This is a genomic window from Aeromonas sp. R2-4, from assembly GCF_040908365.1.
GTDB classification, from domain to species: domain Bacteria; phylum Pseudomonadota; class Gammaproteobacteria; order Enterobacterales; family Aeromonadaceae; genus Aeromonas; species Aeromonas veronii.
Window position 1 is genome coordinate 17,992 of the sequence record NZ_JBFODO010000018.1, and the last position, 24,649, is coordinate 42,640.

Consider the following 24,649-nt stretch of genomic DNA (forward strand, 5'->3'; position numbering starts at 1 on the left):
CAAAAAAGTGACGAGGGTAGGGCAACCTGGCTTGTGGTTAATGGATTAACCCTCTAGCGTGGAACCCCGAAGGGCGCCGCTGCGCCTGCCGATAACCCGATCCCCAGGAGCTGATGATGACCCCCATGATCCCCCCCATTCTCGATTTTGCGACCGGCAAACTCGGCGGCGCCGAGCTGGTGGAAAAGAGCACCACCCTGGCTGACCTGCAGGGGCTTTTTGCCGACCCGCACGCCGAAGCGGCGTTTTTGCCTGATACCCGGCTCTATCGGGTCGCCATGCTGCCCGGCCATGGCGGCGAGGGGGATCTCAACATGGGGGTCACCTATCTGGCGGCGGGCCGGGTTGGCCAGGAGTTCTTCATGACCCGCGGTCATCTCCATGCGCGGGCCGAGCAGGCGGAATATTACTTCGGGTTGTGCGGGCAGGGGTTGTTGCTGCTGCAGGATATGGCCGGTGTCTGCCGGCTGGAGCAGGTCTTTGCCGGCAGCGTTCACCATATCCCAGGCCATGTGGCCCATCGACTCATCAACACCGGCGCGACGCAGCTCTCGGCGCTGGCGGTCTGGCCCGCCGTCGCCGGTCACGATTACGAAGCGCTGGGAGCGCGCGGCTTTGGCCTGCGGGTGCTGGCCGGGGAGGATGGCACGCCCCGCATCGTCACTTCTGCTGGGCAAGCCACTTGAAACCGCGCGTGCGGCGGCCCGCTAGGGGCTGCCGCAGGATTGGCGCACCACCAGGGTGGGGGGCAGGATGATGCTCTTGGCCGGTTCGTCGTTGCCGGCCATCCGCTCGAGCAGCAGCTCGCCAGCTTTTCGGCCGATCTCCCGCGACGCCACCGAGACGGTGGTGAGGGGCGGATCCACCAGCGCGGTTTCCGGCAGATCGTCAAAGCCCACCAGTGCAAAGTCCTGACCGATGACTCGCCCCAGCTTGCGCAGCCCCAGAATGGCGCCGAGCGCCACCACGTCCTGATAGCAGACCGCCGCCGTCACCTCGGGATGTTGTTGCAGCAGCGCCGCGATGGCACGGGTGCCTTCCACCCGGCTGGCGCCGCAGCCGATGATCCACTCCGGTCTTGGAGAGATGCCGTGTTCGAGCAACTTGCTCATGTAGCCGCCGAGGCGCTGAGAGCGACTGATGGAGACGGGGTTGCCTCCGACAAAGGCGATATGGCGGTGGCCCAGCTTCAGCAGGTGTTCGGTCGCCAGCTGGCAGCCCAGGAAGTTGTCGGTACCGACGAAGTCGATCGCCACGTCCGGCACCGGCCGCACGATCAGAATGGTGGGCATGCGGCGGCGCTGCAGGCTCTCGAAGAAGCTGCGGGGAGTAGTCTGGGTGGCGCAGATCACCATGCCGGCGGCGTTGTTGCGCTGCAGCGAGTCGGTGAACTGCTGCTGCCGGGTGGCCGACTCCTCGCTGTTGGCCAGAAACAGCATCAGATCGTGATGCTCCATCTCCCGGCTCAGGCCCGCCGTCATCTCCGCATAGAAGGGGTTGGTGATGTCGTGCAGCAACAGACCGACCTGGTTGCTGCTCTTGTTGCGCAGGTTGGCGGCGGTCTGGTTGTAGACATAGCCGAGCTCGTCGATGGCCCTGAGTACCCGCTGGCGGGTGTGCTCGGAGATGCGCCCCTTGTTGCGCAGGGTCATGGAGACGGTGGCAGTCGACACCCCCAGATGGCGGGCGATGTCGGCAACGGTCACATTGCTCATGGGATGGATCCTGTCAGGGAGTAGGTCTCAAGGTATATCGATTAACCTTTTCTTGTTCACTTGCCATGATGAAATTGCCGTCATGATCACATATTTCGCCCATCTTGGCGATCAAATACACCATTTTATGAGGTTAATCTTGTTTATCAGGTTGTGGTTAACAGGTTAATCGATTTATCTCTTTCGTAGGTGTCAACGAGAGAGCAAGCCAATGATTCATTCGAGTTACGTCTCCAACTACGACAAATTCCCGGAAGTGGTGGTCGCCGGCCATGAGGGCGCCGCCTGTGCCGGCTGGCACGAGATAGCCCGGCGACTGCAGGCCGCGGCAGACGGGCAAGGTGGGGCAAAGGTGGTGCTGGTGATCGACTGCTATCACGGCGTGGATCAGGACGAGCTGCGTAGCCAGCTGCTGGCGAGGCTTGGGCCCCACACGCTCATCGAGGTGGAGCAGGCCCGTCTGCCCGAATCAAAAGTGCTGGCGATGCTGGAGCGCTTCATTACCGACGACCGGGTCTTTGGTGTGCTGGCTCCCCACAAGATGGTGGAGTTTTTTGACCCGGCCGCGCTGGCTAGCCTGCAGCGGCAGGTCGCAGAGATAACCCGTGGCCTGGTGGTAGTGATGGGCAGCGGCGCCTCGCTGGTGGCGAGAGGGGATGTGCGGGTCTATGCCGATCTTGCCCGCTGGGAGATCCAGCAGCGTCTGCGCCGTAAAGAGATTGGCAACTGGGGCGCTGATAACACCGAAGAGGACATATTGCGCCGCTACAAGCGGGCCTTCTTCATCGAGTGGCGAGTGTTTGATCGCCATAAATTGGCCCAGCTGCCCACCATCGATTTCCTGCTCGATACCAACACCCGAGGCAAGCCGACCCTGGTGACGGGGCAGGCGCTGCTGGTGGGGTTGCATCAGGCCGCGCGCCAGCCGTTTCGGGTGGTGCCCTTCTTCGACCCCGGGGTCTGGGGCGGGCAGTGGATGAAGCAGGTGTGCGATCTGGACCCGGCTCAGCCCAACTATGCCTGGTGCTTTGATTGCGTACCGGAAGAGAACAGCCTCTACCTGCGCATTGGCGAGGTGCGGGTGGAGATCCCGTCGCAAAACCTGGTGCTGTGCCAGCCCAGCGCCTTGCTTGGGGAGCGGGTACACGCTCGCTTTGGCGCCGAGTTCCCGATCCGTTTCGATTTTCTCGACACGGTGGGGGGGCAGCCGCTCAGTCTGCAGGTGCATCCGCTGACCGAGTACATCCAGCAGGAGTTCGGCATGCACTACACCCAGGACGAGAGCTACTACCTGCTCGATGCCAAGCCGGATGCCTGTGTCTATCTCGGTACCCGCACCGGCATCGACCCGCAGGCGATGCTGGCGGATCTGGCTGCCGCCCAGCGCGGCGAGAAGCCTTTCGATGACGAGCGCTTCATCAACCGTTTTCCGGCCCGTAAACATGATCACTTTCTGATCCCGGCCGGAACCGTCCACTGCTCGGGAGAGGGGGCCATGGTGCTCGAGATCAGCGCCACCCCCTACATCTTCACCTTCAAGCTGTGGGACTGGGGTCGGGTCGGGCTCGACGGCATTCCGCGCCCCATCCATCTGGCGCACGGCAGCAAGGTGATCCAGTGGGAGCGCGACACCGACTGGACCCGTGAACATCTGGTCAATCGCATCGAGCCCATCGCCGAAGGGGAAGGGTGGCGTGAAGAGCGCACCGGACTGCATGAGCGTGAATTTATCGAGACTCGTCGCCACTGGTTCAGCGTGCCGGTAGAGCACGACACCGGCGGCACTGTACAAGTGCTCAACCTGATAGAGGGTCGGGAGGCAACGGTAGATAGCCCGGACAACGCCTTCGCCCCCTTCGTGGTGCACTATGCCGAGACCTTTATCGTACCGGCGTCGGTAGGGCGCTATCGTATCCGCCCGAGTGGCGAGAGTGAAGGGCAGACCATTGCCACCATCAAGGCCTATGTGAGGGGGTAACCAAGATGCTGAGGATCCTTATCGCAACCCATGGTTCACTGGCGCCGGCCCTGCTGGCCAGCGCCAATATGGTCTACGGCGAGTTGCCCGCCGTAGCCACAGTCTCTCTGACCGAAGAGGGGGGAATAGAGGCGTTTCGCGCCGAGTTTGAACAGACCCTGCGCCGTCATGGCGCGGGGTCTGACGGGGTGTTGGTGCTGTGCGACATGGAGTGCGGCACACCCTACAACGTGGCATGCCGCTTTGCATTTGATCCCGCATGGCCGCAGCCGGTAGCCGTGGTGACCGGGGTGAATTTTCCCATGCTGCTGATGAGTGCCGACTGGCTTGCAGCGACCGATGTGCACGAAGCGGCCCGCCAGTTGCTGGCACAGGCTCTGGAATCCATGGTGATCGCCGCACCGGCGGTGCACCAGCAAGATGACAACTTCTAGGAGAGCGAGATGGCGATTTCATTTGTACGCATTGACGATCGGGTGATCCACGGTCAGTTGGTGACCCGCTGGGCCAGAGAGTTGCCCTGTGACGGTATCGTCGCGATCGATGATGAGGTGGCGGCCGATCCGCTGCTCTCTCAGGTGATGACGGGGGCAGTGTCGGATACCAAGGTGTGGTTGTTTGATGTGGCGACCGCCATTACCAAGTTGCCCAAGGTGATCGCCAGTGATAAGCGCTACTTCGTGATTGGCAAGTCGCCGGTCACCCTGCAGCGCCTCTGCGCCGCCGGGATCTCCCTGGATAATCTCAACGGCAAGATCAACGTCGGGCCCATGAGTGCCCGCGAGCAGACTACCACCATAGGCCCCAACCAGTCGGTGACGGTGCAGGAGATCGCCGCCTTTGATTACTTGGCCAACCTTGGCCACGAGATCGACTTTCGGCTGGTACCGGATGCCAGTCACTACAGCTGGGCAGATGCCCAGAAAAAGCTGAAATAGGGAGCAGAGATCATGTTTCTGGAAGCAACACTCATCGGGATACTCTGCTATCTCGGTGCTCTCAGCAGTCCCTGGCTGCTGGGCTTGACCGGTGGCTGGTATACCATTACTCGCCCGTTGGTATCGGGCATGCTGGTCGGTGCCATTCTGGGGGATATTCAGACCGGGATCCTGATCGGGGTGGCGGTGCAGGCAGTCTATATCGCCATGGTGACGCCGGGCGGTTCCATGCCGGCGGATCTCAACTTCGTCGCCTTTCCGGCCATTGCGCTGGGCATCATGTCGGGCAAGGAGCCGTCGGTTGCCGTGGCGATTGCCGCCACCATCGGCATCGCCGGGACCATCCTCTTCAACTTCATGATGGTGTTCAACTCCTACTGGAACCACAGGGCCGATGTGGCGCTGGAGCAGGGCGATGAACAGGGGGTTTACCTCAACAGCGCCATCTTCCCGCAGGCCAGCAACTTTGTGCTGCGTTTCGTGCCGACTTTCATTGCCGTCTACTTCGGTAACCAGTACATCGAAGGGTTCATGAACAGCCTGCCGGAGCTGGTGATCCGTACCATGACGGTGGTGGGCGGCATTCTGCCTGCGGTCGGCATTGCCATCTTGCTCAAGCAGATCATCAAGCAGAACAGCATGCTGATCTACTTCCTGGTGGGCTTTGTCGGCATCGTTTTTCTCAAGCTCAACATGGTGGGGCTGGTAATGATTGGGGCCCTGCTGGCGCTCATTCACTACAACTACAAGCCGGAACAACGCCCTGCAGTTGCTGCCCGTGCTGCCACCCAAACCGATGATGAGGATGAATTCTGATGAACACAGAGCTGCAATCAGGGGAACTGGCGGTCAAGCAGCCGGTTGCTCTTACCTCACGGGATCTGCGTGCCTGCTGGCGTTCGTGGATGATGTACAACCTCTCCTCCATGAGCTTCGAGCGTCTCGAATCGTTCGGCTTTTGCCTTGGTATGATGCCGGCGCTCAAGAAACTTTATCCCGGCAAGGCTGAACGGATGGAGGCGATGAAACGCCATGCCTCCTTCTACAACACCGAGCCCCAGATCGGCGCCATTATCAATGGGTTGGCAGTCGGGCTCGAAGAGAAGCGGGCTAACGGAGAGAAGATCGATGGCGAGACCATCAACACCCTGAAAGTGGGGCTGATGGGGCCCATCGCCGGCATCGGGGACTCCATGATCCCGGGAATGCTGGTGCCCATTCTGCTCAGTATCGGCATGGCGCTGGCCGCCGGTGGCAGCGTGTTGGGGCCTCTTTTTTACATCATCAGCTTCAACGCCATCGTCATCACCGGCTCCTACATGTTGTTTATGAAGGGCTACAAGTTGGGCACTGGTTCGGTGGAATCTCTGGTCAGTTCCGAGTCGGCCAAGCTGCGTGAGGCGCTCTCCCTGCTCGGGGTCTTTGTGATGGGCGGGGTAGCGGCCAGTTATGTCAACCTCTCCACCGGGCTCGATTTTGTCACCTCGGATGGGGTCAATATCCAGGTTCAGAGCATGCTGGATGGCATCTTCCCCAAACTGATGCCGCTGGTGGTGGTGCTGGGTACCTGGTATCTGATGGCCAAGCGCAACGTCTCGCCGGTCAAAGCGATGCTCGGGCTGTTGGTGCTGGCCTTTGTCGGGGTCGCCATCGGTCTGTTCTGATGGGGTCAAGGCCATTTGGTCAACAATGGGAGAGCCTGGCTCTCCCTTTTTATCGCCGTTGCGAGAGGTAATTTATGCATATCGAGGTGACTGAGGCCGCAAAGCGTTGCCATCGCTGGCTGGTCTCCGAGGCGCTGCCCCTTTGGGGCGCGCAGGGGGTTGACCCCGAGCGTGGGCTGTTTGCCGAGGGATTGGATAGTGCTGGTCAGCCTTTGTGGCAGCCGACCCGTTTTCGGGTACAGAGCCGCCAGATCTATGTGTTCAGCCACGCCACCCTGCTGGGGTGGTACGACGGGCGCACCCTTGCCGAGCGTTCTGCTTTGGTCGGTATGGGTCATTTTGACGATGGGGCGGGGCATAGCGTTTTCTCCATTAATCGGGATGGTTCGATTGCTGACGCATCAGTCTGCAGCTATGAATACGCGTTTGCCCTGCTGGCTGAGTGTTGGCTCTATCGTCTGAGTGGCGATCCACGCTGGCAACAACAGGCCGAGTCGCGCTATCAGGCCATTGAGCAACTCTTTGCGGACCCGCTGCACGGTGGATTCCACTCCAGTTGGCCATCTGGCCCACTGCGCAGCCAAAATCCCCATATGCATCTGTTCGAGTCGTTGCTGGTAGCGGCAGACAGCTTTGATGATGTGATATGGCAGCAGCGGGCAACCGCGCTGTATCGGCTGTTTCGTCAGCGTTTTCTGGAACCCGGGTTACTGCGCGAGTTTTTCGACGATGCGCTGCTGGCGCGTCATGCCGACTCCCGTCTCATCGACCCCGGTCATCACTACGAGTGGTGCTGGCTGCTGGCACGCTACCGGACTCTTGCCAGCAGCTGGGAAATCCAGCCAACCAGCACCGAGATTGACGAGGCAATCGGGATATTGACCCGCTTTGCCATCCGCCACGGGCACGGGCAAACCGGGCTGGTGATCGATGAGCTGACCGATGATGGGCAACCCTATCGCGATACCAGCCGGCTCTGGTGCCAGACCGAACATTTGAAAGCACTCTTGGCGACCTATGAGCAACAGGGGAATGAGGCTACCGCCTGCCAGATCAGCAAGGTAGTTGCGCGGATCTTCCACTACTACCTGTTGCCCGCACAGCCTGGACACTGGATTGATCAAGTGGATAGCGAGGGAAAGCCGCTGACCTCTCATGCGCCAGCCAGCACGTTTTATCATTTGTTTGTGGCGTTTAGCGAACTGGCCCGGGTCGCGGGGATGGAGGGCGGGGAGTAGGGGGGCCTATGGGAGACGCTTAAAAATCCCAGCCTGGTTGTGCTTGCGGCTCGCTTTGGGCTCCTTCCAGTGCCTTGCGCCGCGCAGCCTCGACCCTGCGTTTGCGATCCCGGCACAGGCGCATCACCTCTTGTTGCTGGGCAGGGGTCATGGTGAGCCAGTTGAAACGCTCTTCGCGATTGCGCAGGCACCCCTTGCAGTAGCCTTTGTTGTTCACTTCGCAGACCCCGATGCAGGGGCTCTGCAGCGGGAATATTTCGAGCTGTTCCATCCATCACCTCGCACATCCTGTCACCTTGTTATAACCCAGCGGATCCCCTTTGGAGAAATCCTGCTTCAAGTGATTGATGTCGTTTGCTTTCCCCCTGCAAATTTGGCATCTTCCCCGCCGAGCATGGCTCTTGGCGTTATATGAGGACATATGAACAAACACGCGTACTGGCTGACCGCCGCAGTGCTGGGACTGGCCGGTTGTGCGGGCAACTCTGACAAAGCAGAAGTGCCCAAAAAACAGACCGACAACAGATGCTTTCTTAACTGCGAGGTGCCGGAAAATCTGGGCAAGCAGTATCTGGACGGGACCTTGCCAGAGGATCTGGTGAGGGTGGAGCGGGTCAATAGCCGTGCGCGTGCCGACTACAGCAAGTTTGGCCCGCAAAGCAGACTGGTATTGGAGCGCTCCGGCAAGATGACCCGCCGTTATGGCGAGCTCTATCACCAGCTCTCACGCTGGGTGGCGGGCGGCGGCAATCCTGCCGACATCACCCGTTACGGTATCAGCCTGGCTCAGCTGGGCGGCGCCGATCGCATGGGCAACGTGCTCTTTACCGGTTACTACTCGCCGGTGCTGGAGGTGCGCCACCGCCCGGATGCCAAGTACAAATATCCCATCTATGCCATGCCCAAATGTGGCGGTCGCTGTCCGACCCGGGCCGAGATCCATCAGGGAGCACTGGCCAATCGCGGGCTGGAGCTGGGTTACAGCAAATCCCTCATCGACAACTTCCTGATGGATGTGCAGGGCTCCGGCTTTGTCCATTACGGAGATGACGATCGGCTGCAATATCTGGGCTACAGCGGCAAGAACGGCCACGGTTACGTGAGTATCGGTCGGGTACTGATCGACCGCGGTGAAGTGCCCAAAGAGCAGATGTCGATGAAGGCCATCAAGGAGTGGGCCAACCGACAGCCGGAGGAGAGCGTCAAGGAGCTGGTGGAGCAGAACCCCTCCTATGTCTTCTTCGAGCGCCGCCCGACCAATGATGTGATCGGCGCGGCCGGTATCCCGCTGCTGCCGCTGGCGGCCGTTGCTGCCGACAAGACCCTGCTGCCGATGGGCACCCCGATCCTCGCCGAAGTCCCCTTGCTCGATAAAGAGGGCAACTGGACCGGCAAGCACCAGCTGCGGCTGTTGATTGCGCTGGATGTGGGCGGGGCGGTGAAGAAGGGCCACCTCGATCTCTACCACGGCATGGGCGAGAAGGCTGGCGTCGCAGCCGGTCACTACAAGCACTTTGGCCGGGTCTGGAAGTTGGGCCTGCACCACGGGCCGACCGCTGCCCCCTGGTTGTAATCCTCTGAGGGGGTGGGCGTCTGTCATCGGGCGCCCGAGCAAACCCGAACAAAGATGAAGAGACAAAAAAAGCCGCCGGATTGCTCCGGCGGCTTTCTATTTTGTGCGAGTGGCAGCTGGTGGCTGCGTCAGCTCTTCTGGATATCCAGCCGGATAGCGCCGACCGGTTTGCAGCAGCAGGGGAGGCACTCCCCCTGGGCGACGAATGCCAGCGGCACATTGGGGTAGTGCACCTTGCCAGCCATCAGCGGAGTGCGGCAGGCGCCGCAATAGCCGCTGCGACACTGGAACTCCACATGATGACCGTGGCGCTCCAGGGTCTCCAACACGCTTTCGCCGGGATGGGCGTGCAGCACGGCACCATCTCGGGTATGTACCCGTGGTGCCACGACCGCATGCTGTTCGGCAGGCGCGTGCGGGGCAGGGGTCAGCGTGTTGGTGGCGTCACTCACAGCTCGAAATCACCCAGGTCATCGGCATTGACTTCGCTGTCGATCTGACCGACCAGATAGGAGCTGACCTCTACCTCTTGCGGGGCGACCTGCACGTTGTCGGATGACAGCCAGGTGTTGATCCAGGGGATCGGGTTTTGCTTGGTGCCGGCAAAGGCTGGCTGCAAGCCGACTGCACTCATGCGCAGGTTGGTGATGTACTCCACGTACTGGCAGAGGATGTCCTTGTTCAGGCCGATCATGGAGCCGTCCTGGAACAGGTACTCGGCCCACTCTTTCTCCTGAATGGCCGCTTCCTTGAAGATCTCGAAGCAGGCCTGTTCGCACTCGGCGGCGATCTCGGCCATCTCCGGGTCATCCTGGCCGGTGCGCATCAGGTTCAGCATGTGCTGGGTGCCGGTGAGGTGCAGCGCTTCGTCGCGGGCGATCATCTTGATGATCTTGGCGTTGCCTTCCATCAGTTCGCGCTCGGCGAAGGCAAAGGAGCAGGCGAAGCTGACGTAAAAGCGGATCGCTTCCAGCGCGTTGACGCTCATCAGGCACAGATAGAGCTTCTTCTTGAGCTCGCGCAAGGTGATGGTCACCTCGCGGCCCGCGACGGTGTGGGTCCCTTCACCATGCAGGTTGTAGAGGGCGGTCGCTTCGATCAGGTCGTCGTAGAAGTGGCTGATGGAGCCGGCGCGCTTCAGGATCTGCTCGTTGGTCACGATGTCGTCGAACACCTGGGCGGGAGTGTTGACGATATTGCGGATGATGTGGGTGTAGGAGCGAGAGTGGATGGTTTCCGAGAAGGCCCAGGTCTCAATCCAGGTTTCCAGCTCCGGAATGGAGACCAGCGGCAGCAGCGCCACGTTGGGGCTGCGGCCCTGAATGGAGTCCAGCAGGGTCTGGTACTTCAGGTTGGAGATGAAGATGTGCTGCTCGTGGGGCGGCAGGGCCTGATAGTCGATGCGATCACGGGAGACATCCACCTCTTCCGGGCGCCAGAAGAAGGAGAGCTGCTTCTCGATCAGCCGCTCGAACACTTCGTGCTTTTGTTGATCATAACGGGCTACGTTGACCGATTGGCCAAAAAACATCGGCTCTTTGAGCTGGTCGTTTTGGGTTTGGCAGAAAGTTGAATAGGCCATGGTTACCAGAATATGTGAATAGAGAAAACAGGAGAGCGGGAGCTTCATGCTCCCGCCCGGTTATCAGTTCTTGCCGTGACTTAGATTTTGCAAGCCCCGCCAGCACAACCGTCATCTTGCAGATCGGTCTGGGCATCGTCTGCACCATCACGGGTGTTGTGATAGTACAGGGTCTTGAGGCCGTATTTGTAGGCGGTCAGCAAGTCCTTGAGCAGCTGTTTCATCGGGACCTTGTTGCCTTCGAAACGGGCAGGGTCGTAGTTGGTGTTGGCGGAGATCGCCTGATCCACAAACTTCTGCATGATACCGACCAGCTGCAGGTAGCCGTCAACGCTCGGTTGCTTCCAGAGCAATTCGTATTGATCTTTCAGGCGATCATACTCGGGCACCACCTGTTTGAGAATGCCGTCTTTGGAGGCCTTGACCGACACCAGACCGCGCGGCGGCTCGATGCCGTTGGTGGCGTTGGAGATCTGGCTGGAGGTCTCGCTCGGCATCAGGGCGGTCAGGGTTGAGTTGCGCAAGCCCACGGACTTGATATCGGAACGCAGACTTTCCCAATCCAGATGCAGCGGCTCGTTGCACAGCGCATCCAGATCCTTCTTGTAGGTGTCGATGGGCAGGATGCCCTGGGCATAGGTGGTCTCGCCAAACAGCGGGCAGGGGCCGAACTCTCGGGCCAACTGCACGGAGGCTTTCAGCAGGTAGTACTGGATGGCCTCGAAGGTGCGGTGAGTCAGCGCCAGACCGGAGCCGTCGGAGTAGCGGGCACCGTTCTTGGCCAGGTAGTAGGCGTAGTTGATGACGCCGATCCCCAGGGTGCGACGACCCATGCTGCCACGCTTGGCGGCGGCAATCGGGTAGTCCTGATAGTCGAGCAGGGCATCGAGGGCACGCACGGCCAGATCGGCCATCTCTTCCAGATCTTCCAGCTTCTCGATGGCACCCAGGTTGAAGGCGGAGAGGGTGCACAGGGCGATCTCGCCGTTCTCGTCGTCGATGTTGTTGAGCGGCTTGGTCGGCAGCGCAATCTCGAGGCAGAGGTTGGACTGGCGTACCGGCGCCACGCTCGGGTCGAACGGGCTGTGGGTGTTGCAGTGATCCACGTTCTGGATGTAGATGCGACCGGTACCGGCACGCTCCTGCATCATCAGGGAGAAGAGGTCTACCGCTTTCAGGGTCTTCTTGCGAATGGCCGGATCCTGCTCGTACTTGACGTAGAGCTCTTCGAACTTGTCCTGATCGGCAAAGAAGGCATCGTACAGACCCGGCGCATCGGACGGGGAGAACAGTGTGATGTCACCGCCCTTGATGAGACGCTGGTACATCAGCTTGTTGATCTGCACGCCGTAGTCCATGTGACGAACACGGTTCTCTTCAACGCCGCGGTTGTTCTTCAGCACCAGCAGGCTTTCCACTTCGGTGTGCCACAGCGGGTAGAACAGGGTGGCCGCACCGCCGCGCACGCCGCCCTGGGAGCAGCACTTCACGGCAGTCTGGAAGTATTTGTAGAAGGGGATGCAACCGGTGTGGAACGCCTCGCCGCCACGGATCGGGCTGCCCAGACCGCGGATGCGACCAGCGTTGATGCCGATACCGGCGCGCTGGGAGACGTAACGCACGATGGAGCTGGCGGTGGCGTTGATGGAGTCCAGGCTGTCGTCGCACTCGATCAGTACGCAGGAGCTGAACTGACGGGTCGGGGTGCGCACGCCGCTCATGATCGGGGTCGGCAGGGAGATCTTGAAGGTAGAGACCGCATCATAGAAGCGCTTGATGTAGTCCAGACGGGTATCTTTCGGGTACTTGGAGAAGAGGCAGGCCGCTACCAGGATGTAGAGGAACTGCGGGCTCTCGTAGATCTCGCCGGTGACACGGTTTTGTACCAGATACTTGCCTTCCAGCTGCTTGACCGCCGCGTAGGAGAAGTTCATGTCGCGCCAGTGATCCATGTGCGCGTTCAGCTCTTCGAATTCAGCCTGGGTGTAGTCTTCCAGCAGGTGTTTGTCGTACTTGCCCATGTCCACCAGACGAGCCACGTGCTGGTAGAGGTGGGGCGGTTCGAACTGGCCGTAGGCCTTCTTGCGCAGGTGGAAGATGGCCAGACGGGCGGCCATGTACTGGTAGTCCGGGGTCTGCTCGGAGATGAGGTCAGCCGTCGCCTTGATGATGGTTTCGTGAATGTCTGCGGTACGGATACCGTCATAGAACTGGATGTGGGACTTGAGTTCCACCTGAGAGACCGACACGTTGTCCAGACCCTCGGCGGCCCAGTCCAGCACGCGGTGAATTTTATCCAGATCGATGGGTTCTTTGTGTCCGTTACGCTTTGTCACAAACAAGTTCATTGGCTGATGACCTTCAGTTGATTCCCGAAAAACCATCGCACAATGGCGCCACCCAGGCTCCGGCGGTGTGCGGGAGTTGGGTAGAGATTGTGCGATGAATCACAAGATGTAGTGTTATTTTAAGTTCGAGCTACAAGATAGTGAGGTCGGCCCGCCATTGCAATGTGTGGATAAGTGACGAGCTGTGGATAAATTGTGAGTCTTGCCCCATCAGTTAGTGACCGCTCACAGTGAGCGGGTTTTCATTCGTCCGCTCCGCTAAAAGCAAGTCTCCCGATCGAAGATGGAAAATTTAAATAACTTTTTTTGCTTGCGAAACGGGGGGCTTTTTACTAGCAAACGGCGGCTGATTATCCCTTATGCAACAAGGGTCAAAAGCTGTCCAGTTGTCGCAGCCGCGGGCTCAGCGTGGCAAGGGCTTTGCATCAGATGACGGGGGTTTGTGGCTGCTTTGTGACGGCTGTGAGCTTGTCAAATGGGTATCCAACAGGCAGAAAGCTGCCTTTATTATCCATGAATAGAAGCGTGATGGTGGCGCAGGACGCGGGAGCGTAAAGTAAGAGATGCAAGGGGCGAAGAGTCTCTTCGCCCCGTTATCGCATGTCAGCCGGTAAGGCTGTGCGTTACACCTTGGCCGTCAACTCGTAGCGCAGCCAGTGGTGCAGGGCCTGCACGGTATCAAAGTGCAGATCGGCGCCCCACTGGGCGGGATCTTCCTCATCATTGAGATAGCCCCAGCCAGCGACGGCCGTACGCATGCCAGCATTGCGGCCCGCTTCGATGTCCCGCACATGATCCCCCACATAGAGGCAGTGAGCCGCCTCGACCCCCAGCTTCTCACAGGCAAAGAACATGGGGGCGGGGTCGGGCTTGCGTACTGGCAGAGTATCGGCACTGACGGTGACGCCGCAGCTGGCAAGCTGTGGCAGGGCTGCCAGCAGTGGCTCGGTGAGAAAGCCCGGCTTGTTGGTGACGATGCCCCAGGGGATCTGTTTTTCATCCAGCCACTCGATAAGGTCCACCATTCCCTCATAGGGGCGGGTACCGACGCAGAGATTGGCCGCGTAGTAGTCGAGCAGGGCATTGCGCAGGCGGGTGGCCCCCAGCTCCTCAAGCAGTTCGTCGCCAAGGCCCGCTTTCAGCAGCCCGAGCGCCCCGTGGGAGGTGGTCTGACGAATAATATCGTCAGGGAGCGGCGCAAAGCCTTCGCTGATCAGTACATGGTTGACGGCGGCCCCCAGATCCGGGGCTGTGTCGAGCAGGGTGCCATCCAGATCGAACAGCACACAGCCAAGGGGCTGCGGGTGAGAGGCGCTCATCAACCGTGCTCCGGGCGGACAAACTCCACCATATAGTTGACGTCGACATTTTTGCCGAGCTTGAACTGGTTGGTGAGGGGGGCGTAGTGGACGCCGCTCATGTCCCGCACCAGCAGGCCAGCTGCTTCCCCCATGCGACACAGTTCGGCCGGGGTGATGAATTTTTTGTGATCGTGGGTACCCTTGGGCACCATCTTCATCAGGTATTCGGCCCCGATGATCATCATCAGATAGGATTTGGGGTTGCGGTTGATGGTGGAGACGAACACCCGGCCGCCCGGGCGCACCAGGGTAGCGATGGCGCGCAGCACGGAGGCGGGGTCCGGCACATGCTCCAGCATCTCCATGCAGGTCACCACGTCATACTGGCCCGGCACTTCGGCGGCATGGGCTTCGGCTGTGATCTGGCGATATTCGAGCTCAACACCCTGCTCCAGGGCGTGCAAGCGGGCGACGCCGAGGGGCTCCTTGCCCATGTCGATGCCGGTGACCTTGGCGCCACGGCGGGCCATGCTCTCGGAGAGGATGCCACCACCGCAGCCGATATCGAGCATGCGCTTGCCAAACAGACCGCCACTTTTGTCGGTGATCCAGTCAAGGCGTACCGGATTGATTTGATGCAGGGGTTTGAATTCACCCTCCATGTCCCACCAGCGGGAAGCGATGGCTTCAAACTTGGCGATTTCTGTCAGATCGACATTGGCATCACTGTTCATTTTTCGAAGATCCTGTGGCAGGGCGCCCGCTTCTGAGTCATGGGCGCAATCTATTGTCTTGGCGGGCATTATAACGGACGGACTTTGTCACACCAGCCCGATCTGATACCCGATTTGTGGCTTAAGGTATTTGGCTCAGTGTGTTACCATGTCGCGCTGTTTAAGCCAAAGAACAACTAATTAGGGATAAGGCTTTCTATGAGCGATCTGGCCAGAGAGATCACGCCGGTCAACATCGAAGAAGAGCTCAAGAGTTCCTATCTTGATTACGCCATGAGCGTGATCGTAGGACGAGCTCTGCCGGATGTGCGTGATGGCTTGAAACCGGTTCACCGCCGCGTTCTGTTTGCTATGAACGAGTTGGGGAACGACTGGAACAAGCCCTATAAAAAATCGGCCCGTGTGGTCGGTGACGTAATCGGTAAATATCACCCGCACGGCGATAGCGCTGTGTATGACACCATTGTCCGGATGGCGCAGGATTTCTCCATGCGTTACATGCTGGTCGATGGTCAGGGCAACTTCGGTTCAGTCGACGGCGACAGCGCCGCGGCGATGCGTTATACCGAAGTGCGGATGGCCCGCATCTCCCACGAGCTGCTGGCTGATCTGGACAAAGAGACCGTGGACTGGGTGCCGAACTATGACGGCACCGAGATGATCCCGGCTGTCATGCCTACCAAGGTTCCCAACCTGCTGGTCAACGGTTCCTCCGGTATCGCGGTGGGCATGGCGACCAACATTCCGCCTCACAACCTCACCGAGATTGTCAATGGCTGCCTGGCGCTGATCGAAAATGGCGACCTCACCATTGACGAGCTGATGACCTACATCACCGGCCCGGATTTCCCCACCGGCGGCATTATCAACGGTCGTTCCGGCATCGTGCAGGCGTACCGTACCGGTCGTGGCTCCATCTATGTGCGGGCCAAAGCTGAAGTGGAAGTGGACGAGAAGACCAGTCGCGAGACCATCATCGTTCACGAGATCCCCTATCAGGTGAACAAGGCTCGACTGATCGAGAAGATCGCCGAGCTGGTCAAAGAGAAGAAGATCGAGGGCATCAGTGCCCTGCGCGATGAGTCTGACAAAGACGGCATGCGCATCGTTATCGAGATCAAGCGCGGCGAGTCCGGCGAGATTGTGCTGAACAATCTCTACAAGCACACCCAGATGCAGACCACGTTCGGCATCAACATGGTGGCGCTCGATAACAACCAGCCCAAGGTGATGAACCTTAAAGAGATCCTGGATGCGTTCCTGCTGCACCGCCGTGAAGTGGTGACTCGCCGGACCGTGTTCGAACTGCGCAAGGCGCGGGATCGGGCACACATTTTGGAAGGTCTGGCGGTTGCGCTGGCCAACATTGATCCCATCATCGAGCTGATCCGCCACAGCGCGACCCCGGCCGACGCGAAAGCGGGCCTGGTTGCCAAGGGCTGGGAACTCGGCAACGTGGCCGCCATGCTGGAAAAAGCGGGTGACGACGCGGCACGGCCAGAGTGGCTGGAGCCCGAGTTCGGTATCCGTGAAGGCCAATACTTCCTGACCGAACAGCAAGCCCAGGCCATCCTTGACCTGCGTCTGCACAAGCTGACCGGCCTCGAGCACGAGAAGATCCTGGAAGAGTACCAATCTTTGCTGGATCTGATCGCCGAGCTGCTGCACATCCTGGCGAGCCCGGCTCGTCTGATGGAAGTGATCCGCGATGAACTGCTGGCCGTGCGTGAGCAGTATGGCGACGAGCGTCGCACCGAGATCAGCATGTCCAGTGCCGAGATCAACATCGAAGATCTGATCACCCCGGAAGATGTGGTGGTTACCCTGTCTCACCAGGGCTATGTGAAGTATCAGCCGCTCTCCGACTACGAGGCCCAGCGCCGTGGTGGTCGTGGCAAGTCGGCCACCCGGATCAAGGAAGAGGACTTTGTGGAGCGTCTGCTGGTGGCCAACACCCACGACACCATTCTGTGCTTCTCCACCCGTGGCAAGGTCTACTGGCTCAAGGTTTACCAGCTGCCGGAAGCGTCCCGTGGCGCCCGTGGTCGTCCGATCATCAACCTGCTGCCGTTGGAAGAGGGTGAGCGTATCACCGCTATCCTGCCGGTGAAGGAATATGACGCCGAGAAGTATGTCTTCTTCGCCACCGCCAATGGTACCGTGAAGAAGACCAGCCTCTCTGACTTCAGCCGTCCGCTCTCCTCCGGTATCCGCGCCATCAACCTCAAAGAGGGCGATGAGCTGATCGGGGTGGATATCACCGACGGCAGCAACGAGATCATGCTCTTCTCCGATGCGGGTAAAGTCGTTCGCTTCGCCGAAGGCAGCGGTCGCGCTGATGCCGATGTCAGCGATGACGTTGAAACCGACGACGATGCCGGCAATGACGATGATGGCAGCGACAACGGCGAAGGCACCGAAAGCAAGGGCACCTTCAAGGGCGTGCGCCCGATGGGTCGTACCGCCGCCGGTGTCCGTGGTATCAAGCTGGGCGCCGGTGACAAGGTGGTTTCCCTCATCGTTCCGCGCGGCGAAGGTGCCATCCTCACCGCCACCGAGAACGGTTACGGCAAGCGGACTGCGTTGGCCGAGTACCCGACCAAGAGCCGTGGTACCCAGGGCGTTATCTCCATCAAGGTGGATGAGCGTAATGGCAAGGTGATCGATGCGATCCAGGTCGAAGATACCGACCAGATCATGCTGATCACCAACGGCGGTACCCTGGTGCGTACCCGTGTTGCCGAGGTGAGCGTCATTGGCCGTAACACCGGCGGTGTCCGTCTGATCCGTACCGGTGAAGACGAGACCGTGGTTGGCCTGCAGCGCATCGCCGAGAGCGACGAAGACGAGAACGACGCGCTGGCCGTTGACGGTGAGGTATCTGAAGGTACCGATACCGCGACCGGCACTGATGCAGTCGATGCAGGGGAAGCGGGCGACGAGTAATCGTCACCAGTTACCCGAGCAACGTCTCTGATCAAAAAGAGCGACCCTGGTGGTCGCTCTTTTTATTTGTCTGCTTTTTATGACTCTACGCTGCTCTTACGGCTGGATCACTCCTGCAGCCACATTCTGGCGCTGCGGGCGGGAATGGCGACCCGTACCCACTGGCTCTGCACGTTGACTACGGCCCCTTGGTCGAGTACGTCACGATAGTTGCGATACCAGTTCATCTCGAACCTGGCGGTATCGAGCCAGTACTCCTGCTCGTAGTCGCACTTGTTGATGCCGACCAGCCCCTGTTTGCCCCGTTTGAACAGCACGAAGCAGTCACCGCTGCCGACCAGCTGCATGGGTTGGCCCTGCACCGCATTGTGGAAGCGGATCATCCCCTTGAGATCGGTGCGCAGGTAGTAGTCCTGCCAGCGCAAGCCATCTTTGTCACGGGTTTCGCCATGATCCGAATAGACCAGCGGCGAGCCACCATCGCGGCCGAGCAGGTAGGCATAGGCCAGCTTCTCGTCAGTCTGGCTTAAGATCTGATAGCGGAAGCCGTCGTTGGTGGGGATGTCGTGGGTCACGGCAAAGGTGACGGCGCGACTGCCCGGTAGCGCCTGACCGTAGGCGCCCGGATCCGCCAGCAGGTTCATGCTGCCACCGTAACTGAACGCGCCGCGCAGGGAGGCAAACAGCGGAAAGTCATAGGCTCCCTGGCCGCAGCTGTCGAGGTAGGGTTTGAGGAAGCGCTCGTAATCGGTGCTGCCTGCGCCCCCTGTGGTGATCACCTCGCCAAACACGTGCATCCCCTGTTTGATTTCGGGGGTGAACACGGCATTGATCTGGTAATCGCTCATGTGTTTGACCGCATCGACCCGAAAACCCTTGAGCCCCATCCCCTTGAGCGCCTTGAGATAGGCCTGCTGCTGACTCACTACCCAGTTGTTGGGATCCAGATCCGGCAGCCCCTTGTCACCGGCACCACCACAGAGTCGCCAATACTGGACATGACCCGGATCGCTCCAGTCACTGATGCACCCTTCGGGATGAAAATCCTGACCGGAGAGGAAGTTTTGCCCCAGATCGCCAAACAGTTTCTGGCGCTCGAAATAGGCTGGGTTGCTGGCGTAGCTTTGCAGCAGCTCGTTGCCGGGATAGTTGAGGTCCTGGCGTTTCCAGCTCTCGTTGGCCATGTGGTTGAGTACCACGTCGGCGTAGACGGCGATCCCCCGCGCCTTCATGGCGGCGATCAGTTGCTCGAGCTCCTGCTTGTTGCCAAGGGGGGAATCGACAAGGCGCAGATCCTGCGGTTGGTAACGGGCCCACCACTCGTTGCCTGATGATTTCAGGGGCGGTGAGATGAGTACCTGTTTGTAACCGGCCGACTTGATAAGGTCGGCTTTGGCGGTCACTTCACTGTATTTCCAGTTGAAGGCGTGCAGTATGACGTCGGCGTGCGCCAAGGGGGCGATCAGTATGCCTGCGATCGCCCATATTCCCGCTGTGTGTTTCATTATTGTGTCCCTGTTTTTATAGATGCCTGAATGGGCAAGCCAGCTTTGGCGGGAACAGGGTGTACTGCAATCCACAACCTGCAGATTTGTGACCGCTTTCAGGATGATTTCGCCGATTATGTGAGCGGTTTCGGCTTTTCCTTGCCACCATCAGTTGCCTTTTTTCAAGTGATTTTGTTGTCATTTCCCTGTCATTCCCAGTCGCTATCCTGCCGGGCGAGTGGTGCGTTGTTGCCATCACCTTCACCGTCAGGAGCTGCATATGACCAGTTGGATCACGTGGGAAATTTGGTGGAGCCGGGTATGGGGCGAGTCAGAGGTGCCGCTGTATGAAGAGGATGAGCACGAAGTGGCTCATGAACCCTCGCGACTACCGGTTGAAATGGTGCAGCAGGGTCGGGATCAGCGCGCAGGCTAAGGCGTTAGCCCTCTCTTTACCGGATAGCGCTTTCTTGTAGCGACATGGCTACTTCGTTGGAAAATTCTGAAAAGCGGGATTTCCACGGGATGTGTTGCGCCATATCTTCCTCTCAAGCTCTTGGCACGCCTGATGTGTGAAGGGCGTGAGCAGGGGGATTAGAAGAGCGACAGCTGCTCCCCGGGGCGGATAAACCCATCCAGCCTGAGCTGAATATGGCGTTTGCCCAGATCGAGGCGCTTGCTGATGAGGCGAAAGCGCTGGGCCAGCAGATCGGCAAAATGCCCCTCACCGCGCATGCGGGTACCGAAGGCGGTACTGTTGAGCCCGCCACCGCGGCTGGCTCGCAACTGATTCAAAATAGCCTCCTTCTGGCCCGGATAGTGGGTATCGAGCCAGTCCCCAAATAGCGGCGCCAACTCGTGGGGCAGCCGCAGCAGGATGTAATCGGCGCAGCTGGCGCCCGCCTCGGCCGCCGATTTGATGATCTGCTCCAGCTCCGGTTCATTGAGCCGCGGGATCATGGGGGCGGCCAGTACCCCCACCTGCACGCCAGCGTTGGCCAGCTTCCCGATCACTTTCAAGCGGCCGGCACCCGTGCTGGCGCGGGGCTCCAGCTGTCGCCTCAAGGTTTCATTCAAGGTCGTCACCGATACCATCACTTGACACAGTCCCTCTCTGGCCAGCTCGGTCAACAGATCAAGGTCGCGCAAGATCATGGCGCTCTTGGTAATGAGCCCGACCGGATGGCGGTGGGCCAGCATTACTTCCAGCAACTGCCGGGTGAGGCGATAGCGCTGCTCGATGGGTTGATAGGGGTCGGTATTGGCGCCAATGAAGATGGTCTGTGGCTGATAGGCAGGTTTGGCAAACTCCCGGCGCAGCAGGTCGGCTGCATTGCGTTTGGCAAACAGCTTGCTCTCGAAATCGAGGCCAGGGGAGAGCTCCAGATAGGCATGGCTGGGTCTGGCATAGCAGTAGATGCAGCCATGTTCGCACCCCTGATAGGGGTTGATGGAGCGACCAAAGGGGACATCCGGTGAGCTGTTGTAGCTGATGATGCTGCGTGCACCGATCTCCCGCACCTCGGTGCCAGGCACAGAGGGGGTGAAGGCGGCATCCCAATCGGACGATTGCCAGCCGTCATCGACCGCTTCGACAAGGGGGCCGCTAAAACGGTGATCGATATTGTGGGGGCTGCCTCGTCCTGCCATGGTGTGCACCAATACTGTTTATACATACAGCTATTTTGCAGGTGCCCCGGATAAATGACAACAACTGCTGATCGACCGGGTGCAAAAAGGGTTGTCGCAGGGATCTCTTGCTTGATCGCGGCGCTACATTTCGTTTACATAGACGAAATGAGAACTGGATCACGGAAATCATCATGAGACCCACCACTTCCCGCTGGCTGTTTATCGGTCTGCTTGCCCTTGTTATCTGGCGTCTGCTTCCGCTCTCCACCGAGCAGGAGATGGTTGCTGCCAACCGTGCTTGGCGTACCGGTCATTTCGATGAGGCGACCCGGATCTGGTCGCCACTGGCCGATCAAGGCCAACCTCGGGCGCAAGCCTTGATGGGCTGGAGCCATGAAGTGGGGCAGGGGAGCGAGCAGGATATCAGCCGGGCCATCACGCTCTATCGTAATTCGGCGCTGGCAGGGGATCCCTTCGGCCAATATCGGCTGGCAGAGCTCTATCTGCGCGGTGTCGGGGTCAAGCGAGATCTGCGCCAAGCCTTTCACTGGATGGATCAGGCTGCCCGTAATGGTGATGTCCCGGCCATGCTGAAAGTCGGTGTGCTTCATCTGATGGGGGTCAGCGGCAAGGTCGATCTGCCTCAGGCGAAACAGTGGCTCTATCAGGCGGCACAAAAGGGCAACAAGCTGGCGCTTCAGGTGCTGCAAGAGCTGGCGCTGGCCGAGGAGGGGAGCAGTGACTTTGACTTCAACTGGCAATCCCTGCTTGGTGAATAGTCGGCAGGCGACTCATTTGACTGTAGAAAATATCTGCAAATCCGATACAGCACGCCCGACTTCTGGTAGCATGGGGGCCGTTTTGGCTTGGTTTGTCATGTTAGACATGCTGTTTGCGTGTCAGGCCGTCTTCGCAAAGTGCTGTGGAGAACCAAAACATCACCTTTTTGAATCTCTTTTCTATCCCGCATGTGACCTTTGGTAGGGGTCACCACTGTATAAGGAAACATATAATGCCAATCATTACTCTGCCTGACGGCAGCCAACGTCAATTTGCCCACTCTGTTTCCGTCATGGATGTGGCTGCGGACATCGGTCCCGGTCTCGCCAAGGCGTGCATTGCCGGTCGGGTAAACGGTGAACTGGTGGATGCGTGCGAGCTGATCGAAGCTGATGCCGCGCTGGCCATCATCACCGCCAAAGACGAAGAAGGTCTGGACATCCTGCGCCACTCCTGCGCCCACTTGCTGGGTCATGCTATCAAGCAACTCTGGCCCCAGACCAAGATGGCCATCGGCCCTGTCATCGACAACGGCTTCTACTATGACGTTGATCTTGACCGTACCCTGACCGATGAAGATCTGGCTGCCCTGGAAGAGCGCATGCTGGCGCTGGTAGCCAAGGATTACGACGTCATCAAGAAGAAAGTTTCCTGGCAAGAAGCGCGCGATGTATTCGAGGCGCGCGGCGAGTCTTACAAAGTCGAAATCCTGGATCAGAACATTGCCCGTGATGACCAGCCAGGTCTCTATCATCACGAAGAGTACATCGACATGTGTCGCGGCCCGCACGTGCCCAACATGCGTCACTGCCACCACTTCAAGTTGCTGAAGATGTCCGGCGCCTACTGGCGTGGCGACTCCAACAACAAGATGCTGCAGCGTATCTACGGTACCGCCTGGGCTGACAAGAAGCAGCTCAAGGCCTATCTGCAGCGCTTGGAAGAGGCCGCCAAGCGCGACCACCGCAAGATCGGCAAGCAGCTCGACCTGTATCACATGCAGGAAGAAGCACCCGGTATGGTGTTCTGGCACAACGATGGCTGGACCATCTTCCGTGAGCTGGAAACCTTTATCCGCGGCAAGCTCAAAGAGTACGACTATCAGGAAGTGAAAGGTCCGTTTATGATGGACCGCGTCCTGTGGGAGCGTTCAGGTCACTGGGAGAAATACGCCCAGGCCATGTTCACCACCCAGTCCGAAAACCGCGAGTACGCCATCAAGCCGATGAACTGCCCGGGTCACGTCCAGATCTTCAACCAGGGTCTGAAGTCCTACCGCGACCTGCCGCTGCGTATGGCCGAGTTTGGTTCCTGCCACCGCAACGAGCCGTCCGGTTCCCTGCACGGTCTGATGCGGGTGCGCGGTTTCACTCAGGATGACGCTCACATCTTCTGTACCGAAGAGCAGATCATGGAAGAGGTCTCCGGCTGTATTCGTATGGTCTATGACGTCTACGGTACCTTTGGCTTCGAAAACATCGTGGTCAAGCTCTCCACTCGTCCCGAGCAGCGTATCGGCTCCGACGAGATGTGGGATCGCGCCGAGAAAGCCCTGGCCGAAGCGCTGGAGCTCAACGGTCTGAAGTACGATCTGCAGCCGGGTGAAGGGGCGTTCTACGGTCCCAAAATTGAATTTACCCTGCACGATTGCCTTGATCGTGCGTGGCAATGTGGTACCGTGCAGCTCGACTTTGCCCTGCCTGGTCGTCTGGGTGCCACTTATGTGGGCGAAAACAACGATCGCCATGTACCTGTGATGATCCACCGGGCCATCCTGGGTTCTATCGAGCGCTTCATCGGTATTCTGACTGAAGAGTACGCCGGTCTGTTCCCGACCTGGTTGGCACCGACTCAGGCTGTGGTCATGAATATCACGGACAATCAGGCCGATTATGCGGTGAAAGTAGCCAAAGCATTGAATGATGCGGGCCTTCGCGCAAAAGCGGACTTGAGAAATGAGAAGATTGGCTTTAAAATCCGCGAGCATACTTTGAAGCGAGTACCTTTCATGCTGGTCTGCGGCGATAAAGAAGTTGAAGCCGGTAAGATTGCAGTACGGACTCGTAAAGGGGCTGACCTGGGCACTTATCCTGTTGAAGAGTTCATTGCTCTGTTGACCCAGGAAGTTCAGACCCGCGGACAAAAGAAAGTGGAGGAATAAGCTATAAAAGGCGGAAAAAAACTGGGCAAGCAACCGCAAGCCCGCGCTCACCGGATCAATGAAGAGATCCGTCTGAAAGAAGTTCGTCTGACTGGTCTGGATGGTGAAGCCATTGGCATCACCTCCATTCAGGATGCTCTGAACTTGGCCGCAGAGGCCGGAGTTGATCTGGTAGAGATCAGTCCAAATGCTGAGCCGCCCGTTTGCCGGATCATGGATTACGGCAAATTCCTCTACGAAAAGAGCAAAACAACCAAAGAACAGAAGAAAAAGCAGAAAGTCGTCCAGGTTAAGGAAATCAAATTCCGTCCTGGCACTGACGAAGGCGACTATCAGGTAAAACTACGCAACCTGGTTCGCTTTCTGGAAGACGGGGACAAGGCTAAGGTCACCCTGCGCTTCCGTGGTCGTGAAATGGCCCACCAGGATCTTGGTATCAAGGTTCTGGAGCGCGTCAAGAACGATCTGGAAGAGTTGGCCGTAGTCGAGTCGTTCCCGAAAGTCGAAGGCCGTCAAGCTGTGATGGTCCTCGCACCTAAGAAGAAATCTTAAGGCCCACAAGAAATTGACTC

22 protein-coding genes are annotated in these 24,649 nt (G+C 59.0%); 13 read left to right on the forward strand and 9 right to left on the reverse strand.

Translation table 11 applies throughout. The annotated features are described in order from the left end of the window. The first annotated feature begins 113 nt into the window (after positions 1–113). On the forward strand, positions 114–686 hold the full coding sequence (locus AB5Z05_RS08525; RefSeq protein ID WP_368151048.1) for a glucose-6-phosphate isomerase family protein: 573 nt from the start codon (positions 114–116) through the stop codon (positions 684–686). Between the two features lie 21 nt (positions 687–707). On the opposite strand, the gene AB5Z05_RS08530 is transcribed toward AB5Z05_RS08525, so the two are convergent. Then, positions 708–1,715: a LacI family DNA-binding transcriptional regulator gene (locus AB5Z05_RS08530; RefSeq protein ID WP_368151050.1), complete on the reverse strand. Its 1,008-nt coding sequence runs from the start codon at positions 1,713–1,715 to the stop codon at positions 708–710. A 211-nt stretch (positions 1,716–1,926) separates the two neighbouring features. Here AB5Z05_RS08530 and AB5Z05_RS08535 point away from each other — a divergent pair, with 211 nt between their 5' ends. The 6 genes from AB5Z05_RS08535 to AB5Z05_RS08560 all read left to right on the forward strand — a co-directional run bounded on the left by AB5Z05_RS08535 (position 1,927) and on the right by AB5Z05_RS08560 (position 7,533). After that, positions 1,927–3,693, forward strand: coding sequence for a class I mannose-6-phosphate isomerase (locus AB5Z05_RS08535; RefSeq protein WP_368151052.1), 1,767 nt, complete (start codon positions 1,927–1,929; stop codon positions 3,691–3,693). 5 nt (positions 3,694–3,698) lie between these two features. Further along, complete coding sequence (locus AB5Z05_RS08540) at positions 3,699–4,127, forward strand: PTS sugar transporter subunit IIA (protein WP_368151054.1); 429 nt, start codon at positions 3,699–3,701, stop codon at positions 4,125–4,127. Positions 4,128–4,136: 9 nt separating this feature from the next. Next, positions 4,137–4,631 (forward strand): PTS system mannose/fructose/N-acetylgalactosamine-transporter subunit IIB, encoded by a 495-nt coding sequence (locus AB5Z05_RS08545; protein WP_368151056.1) that lies wholly within the window; start codon positions 4,137–4,139, stop codon positions 4,629–4,631. A 12-nt stretch (positions 4,632–4,643) separates the two neighbouring features. Then, positions 4,644–5,447, forward strand: a complete 804-nt coding sequence (locus AB5Z05_RS08550) for a PTS sugar transporter subunit IIC (protein ID WP_194496413.1) — start codon at positions 4,644–4,646, stop codon at positions 5,445–5,447. Next, on the forward strand, positions 5,447–6,295 hold the full coding sequence (locus AB5Z05_RS08555; RefSeq protein WP_368151058.1) for a PTS system mannose/fructose/sorbose family transporter subunit IID: 849 nt from the start codon (positions 5,447–5,449) through the stop codon (positions 6,293–6,295). Before AB5Z05_RS08550 ends, AB5Z05_RS08555 begins: the two co-directional genes overlap by 1 nt. Before the next feature lie 74 nt (positions 6,296–6,369). Then, a complete protein-coding gene (locus AB5Z05_RS08560; RefSeq protein ID WP_368151060.1) occupies positions 6,370–7,533 on the forward strand; it encodes an AGE family epimerase/isomerase in 1,164 nt (387 codons plus the stop codon). A gap of 19 nt (positions 7,534–7,552) precedes the next feature. On the opposite strand, the gene AB5Z05_RS08565 is transcribed toward AB5Z05_RS08560, so the two are convergent. After that, entirely contained in the window at positions 7,553–7,804 is a 252-nt protein-coding gene (locus tag AB5Z05_RS08565; protein WP_111900912.1) for a DUF1289 domain-containing protein, read from the reverse strand. Positions 7,805–7,954: 150 nt separating this feature from the next. Between AB5Z05_RS08565 and mltA the strand changes: the two genes are divergently transcribed. Further along, entirely contained in the window at positions 7,955–9,106 is a 1,152-nt protein-coding gene (mltA, locus tag AB5Z05_RS08570) for a murein transglycosylase A (protein WP_019445143.1), read from the forward strand. A 128-nt stretch (positions 9,107–9,234) separates the two neighbouring features. Here mltA and yfaE read toward each other — a convergent pair whose 3' ends face one another. From yfaE to ubiG, 5 genes are all read right to left on the reverse strand, one after another. Further along, entirely contained in the window at positions 9,235–9,558 is a 324-nt protein-coding gene (yfaE, locus tag AB5Z05_RS08575; RefSeq protein WP_021230069.1) for a class I ribonucleotide reductase maintenance protein YfaE, read from the reverse strand. Then, complete coding sequence (gene nrdB, locus AB5Z05_RS08580; RefSeq protein ID WP_005336708.1) at positions 9,555–10,688, reverse strand: class Ia ribonucleoside-diphosphate reductase subunit beta; 1,134 nt, start codon at positions 10,686–10,688, stop codon at positions 9,555–9,557. The genes yfaE and nrdB overlap by 4 nt, the downstream gene beginning before the upstream one ends. A gap of 80 nt (positions 10,689–10,768) precedes the next feature. Next, complete coding sequence (nrdA, locus tag AB5Z05_RS08585; RefSeq protein WP_368151062.1) at positions 10,769–13,036, reverse strand: class 1a ribonucleoside-diphosphate reductase subunit alpha; 2,268 nt, start codon at positions 13,034–13,036, stop codon at positions 10,769–10,771. 623 nt (positions 13,037–13,659) lie between these two features. After that, entirely contained in the window at positions 13,660–14,355 is a 696-nt protein-coding gene (locus AB5Z05_RS08590) for an HAD family hydrolase (RefSeq protein WP_368151064.1), read from the reverse strand. Then, complete coding sequence (gene ubiG, locus AB5Z05_RS08595; protein WP_040065603.1) at positions 14,355–15,071, reverse strand: bifunctional 2-polyprenyl-6-hydroxyphenol methylase/3-demethylubiquinol 3-O-methyltransferase UbiG; 717 nt, start codon at positions 15,069–15,071, stop codon at positions 14,355–14,357. Before ubiG ends, AB5Z05_RS08590 begins: the two co-directional genes overlap by 1 nt. 198 nt (positions 15,072–15,269) lie before the next feature. Between ubiG and gyrA the strand changes: the two genes are divergently transcribed. Continuing rightward, a complete protein-coding gene (gene gyrA, locus AB5Z05_RS08600; protein ID WP_005352118.1) occupies positions 15,270–18,017 on the forward strand; it encodes a DNA topoisomerase (ATP-hydrolyzing) subunit A in 2,748 nt (915 codons plus the stop codon). Between the two features lie 107 nt (positions 18,018–18,124). Here the strand turns inward: gyrA and AB5Z05_RS08605 are convergent, their stop codons facing one another. After that, complete coding sequence (locus tag AB5Z05_RS08605) at positions 18,125–19,522, reverse strand: alpha-amylase family protein (RefSeq protein WP_368151066.1); 1,398 nt, start codon at positions 19,520–19,522, stop codon at positions 18,125–18,127. 262 nt (positions 19,523–19,784) lie between these two features. On the opposite strand from AB5Z05_RS08605, the gene AB5Z05_RS08610 reads away from it, so the two are divergent. Then, positions 19,785–19,940, forward strand: coding sequence for a hypothetical protein (locus AB5Z05_RS08610; protein WP_005345370.1), 156 nt, complete (start codon positions 19,785–19,787; stop codon positions 19,938–19,940). Positions 19,941–20,098: 158 nt separating this feature from the next. On the opposite strand, the gene AB5Z05_RS08615 is transcribed toward AB5Z05_RS08610, so the two are convergent. Beyond that, positions 20,099–21,154, reverse strand: a complete 1,056-nt coding sequence (locus tag AB5Z05_RS08615) for a PA0069 family radical SAM protein (protein WP_368151068.1) — start codon at positions 21,152–21,154, stop codon at positions 20,099–20,101. A 173-nt stretch (positions 21,155–21,327) separates the two neighbouring features. Between AB5Z05_RS08615 and AB5Z05_RS08620 the strand changes: the two genes are divergently transcribed. The 3 genes from AB5Z05_RS08620 (at position 21,328) to infC (ending at position 24,629) form a co-directional block, all read left to right on the forward strand. After that, positions 21,328–21,915, forward strand: a complete 588-nt coding sequence (locus tag AB5Z05_RS08620; RefSeq protein ID WP_368151070.1) for a tetratricopeptide repeat protein — start codon at positions 21,328–21,330, stop codon at positions 21,913–21,915. Between the two features lie 233 nt (positions 21,916–22,148). Next, positions 22,149–24,077 carry a threonine--tRNA ligase gene (gene thrS, locus AB5Z05_RS08625; RefSeq protein WP_005336690.1) on the forward strand — a complete coding sequence of 643 codons (1,929 nt, stop codon included), beginning with the start codon at positions 22,149–22,151 and terminating at the stop codon, positions 24,075–24,077. A gap of 21 nt (positions 24,078–24,098) precedes the next feature. After that, positions 24,099–24,629, forward strand: coding sequence for a translation initiation factor IF-3 (infC, locus tag AB5Z05_RS08630; protein WP_196783562.1), 531 nt, complete (start codon positions 24,099–24,101; stop codon positions 24,627–24,629). The last annotated feature ends 20 nt before the right edge of the window (positions 24,630–24,649 follow it).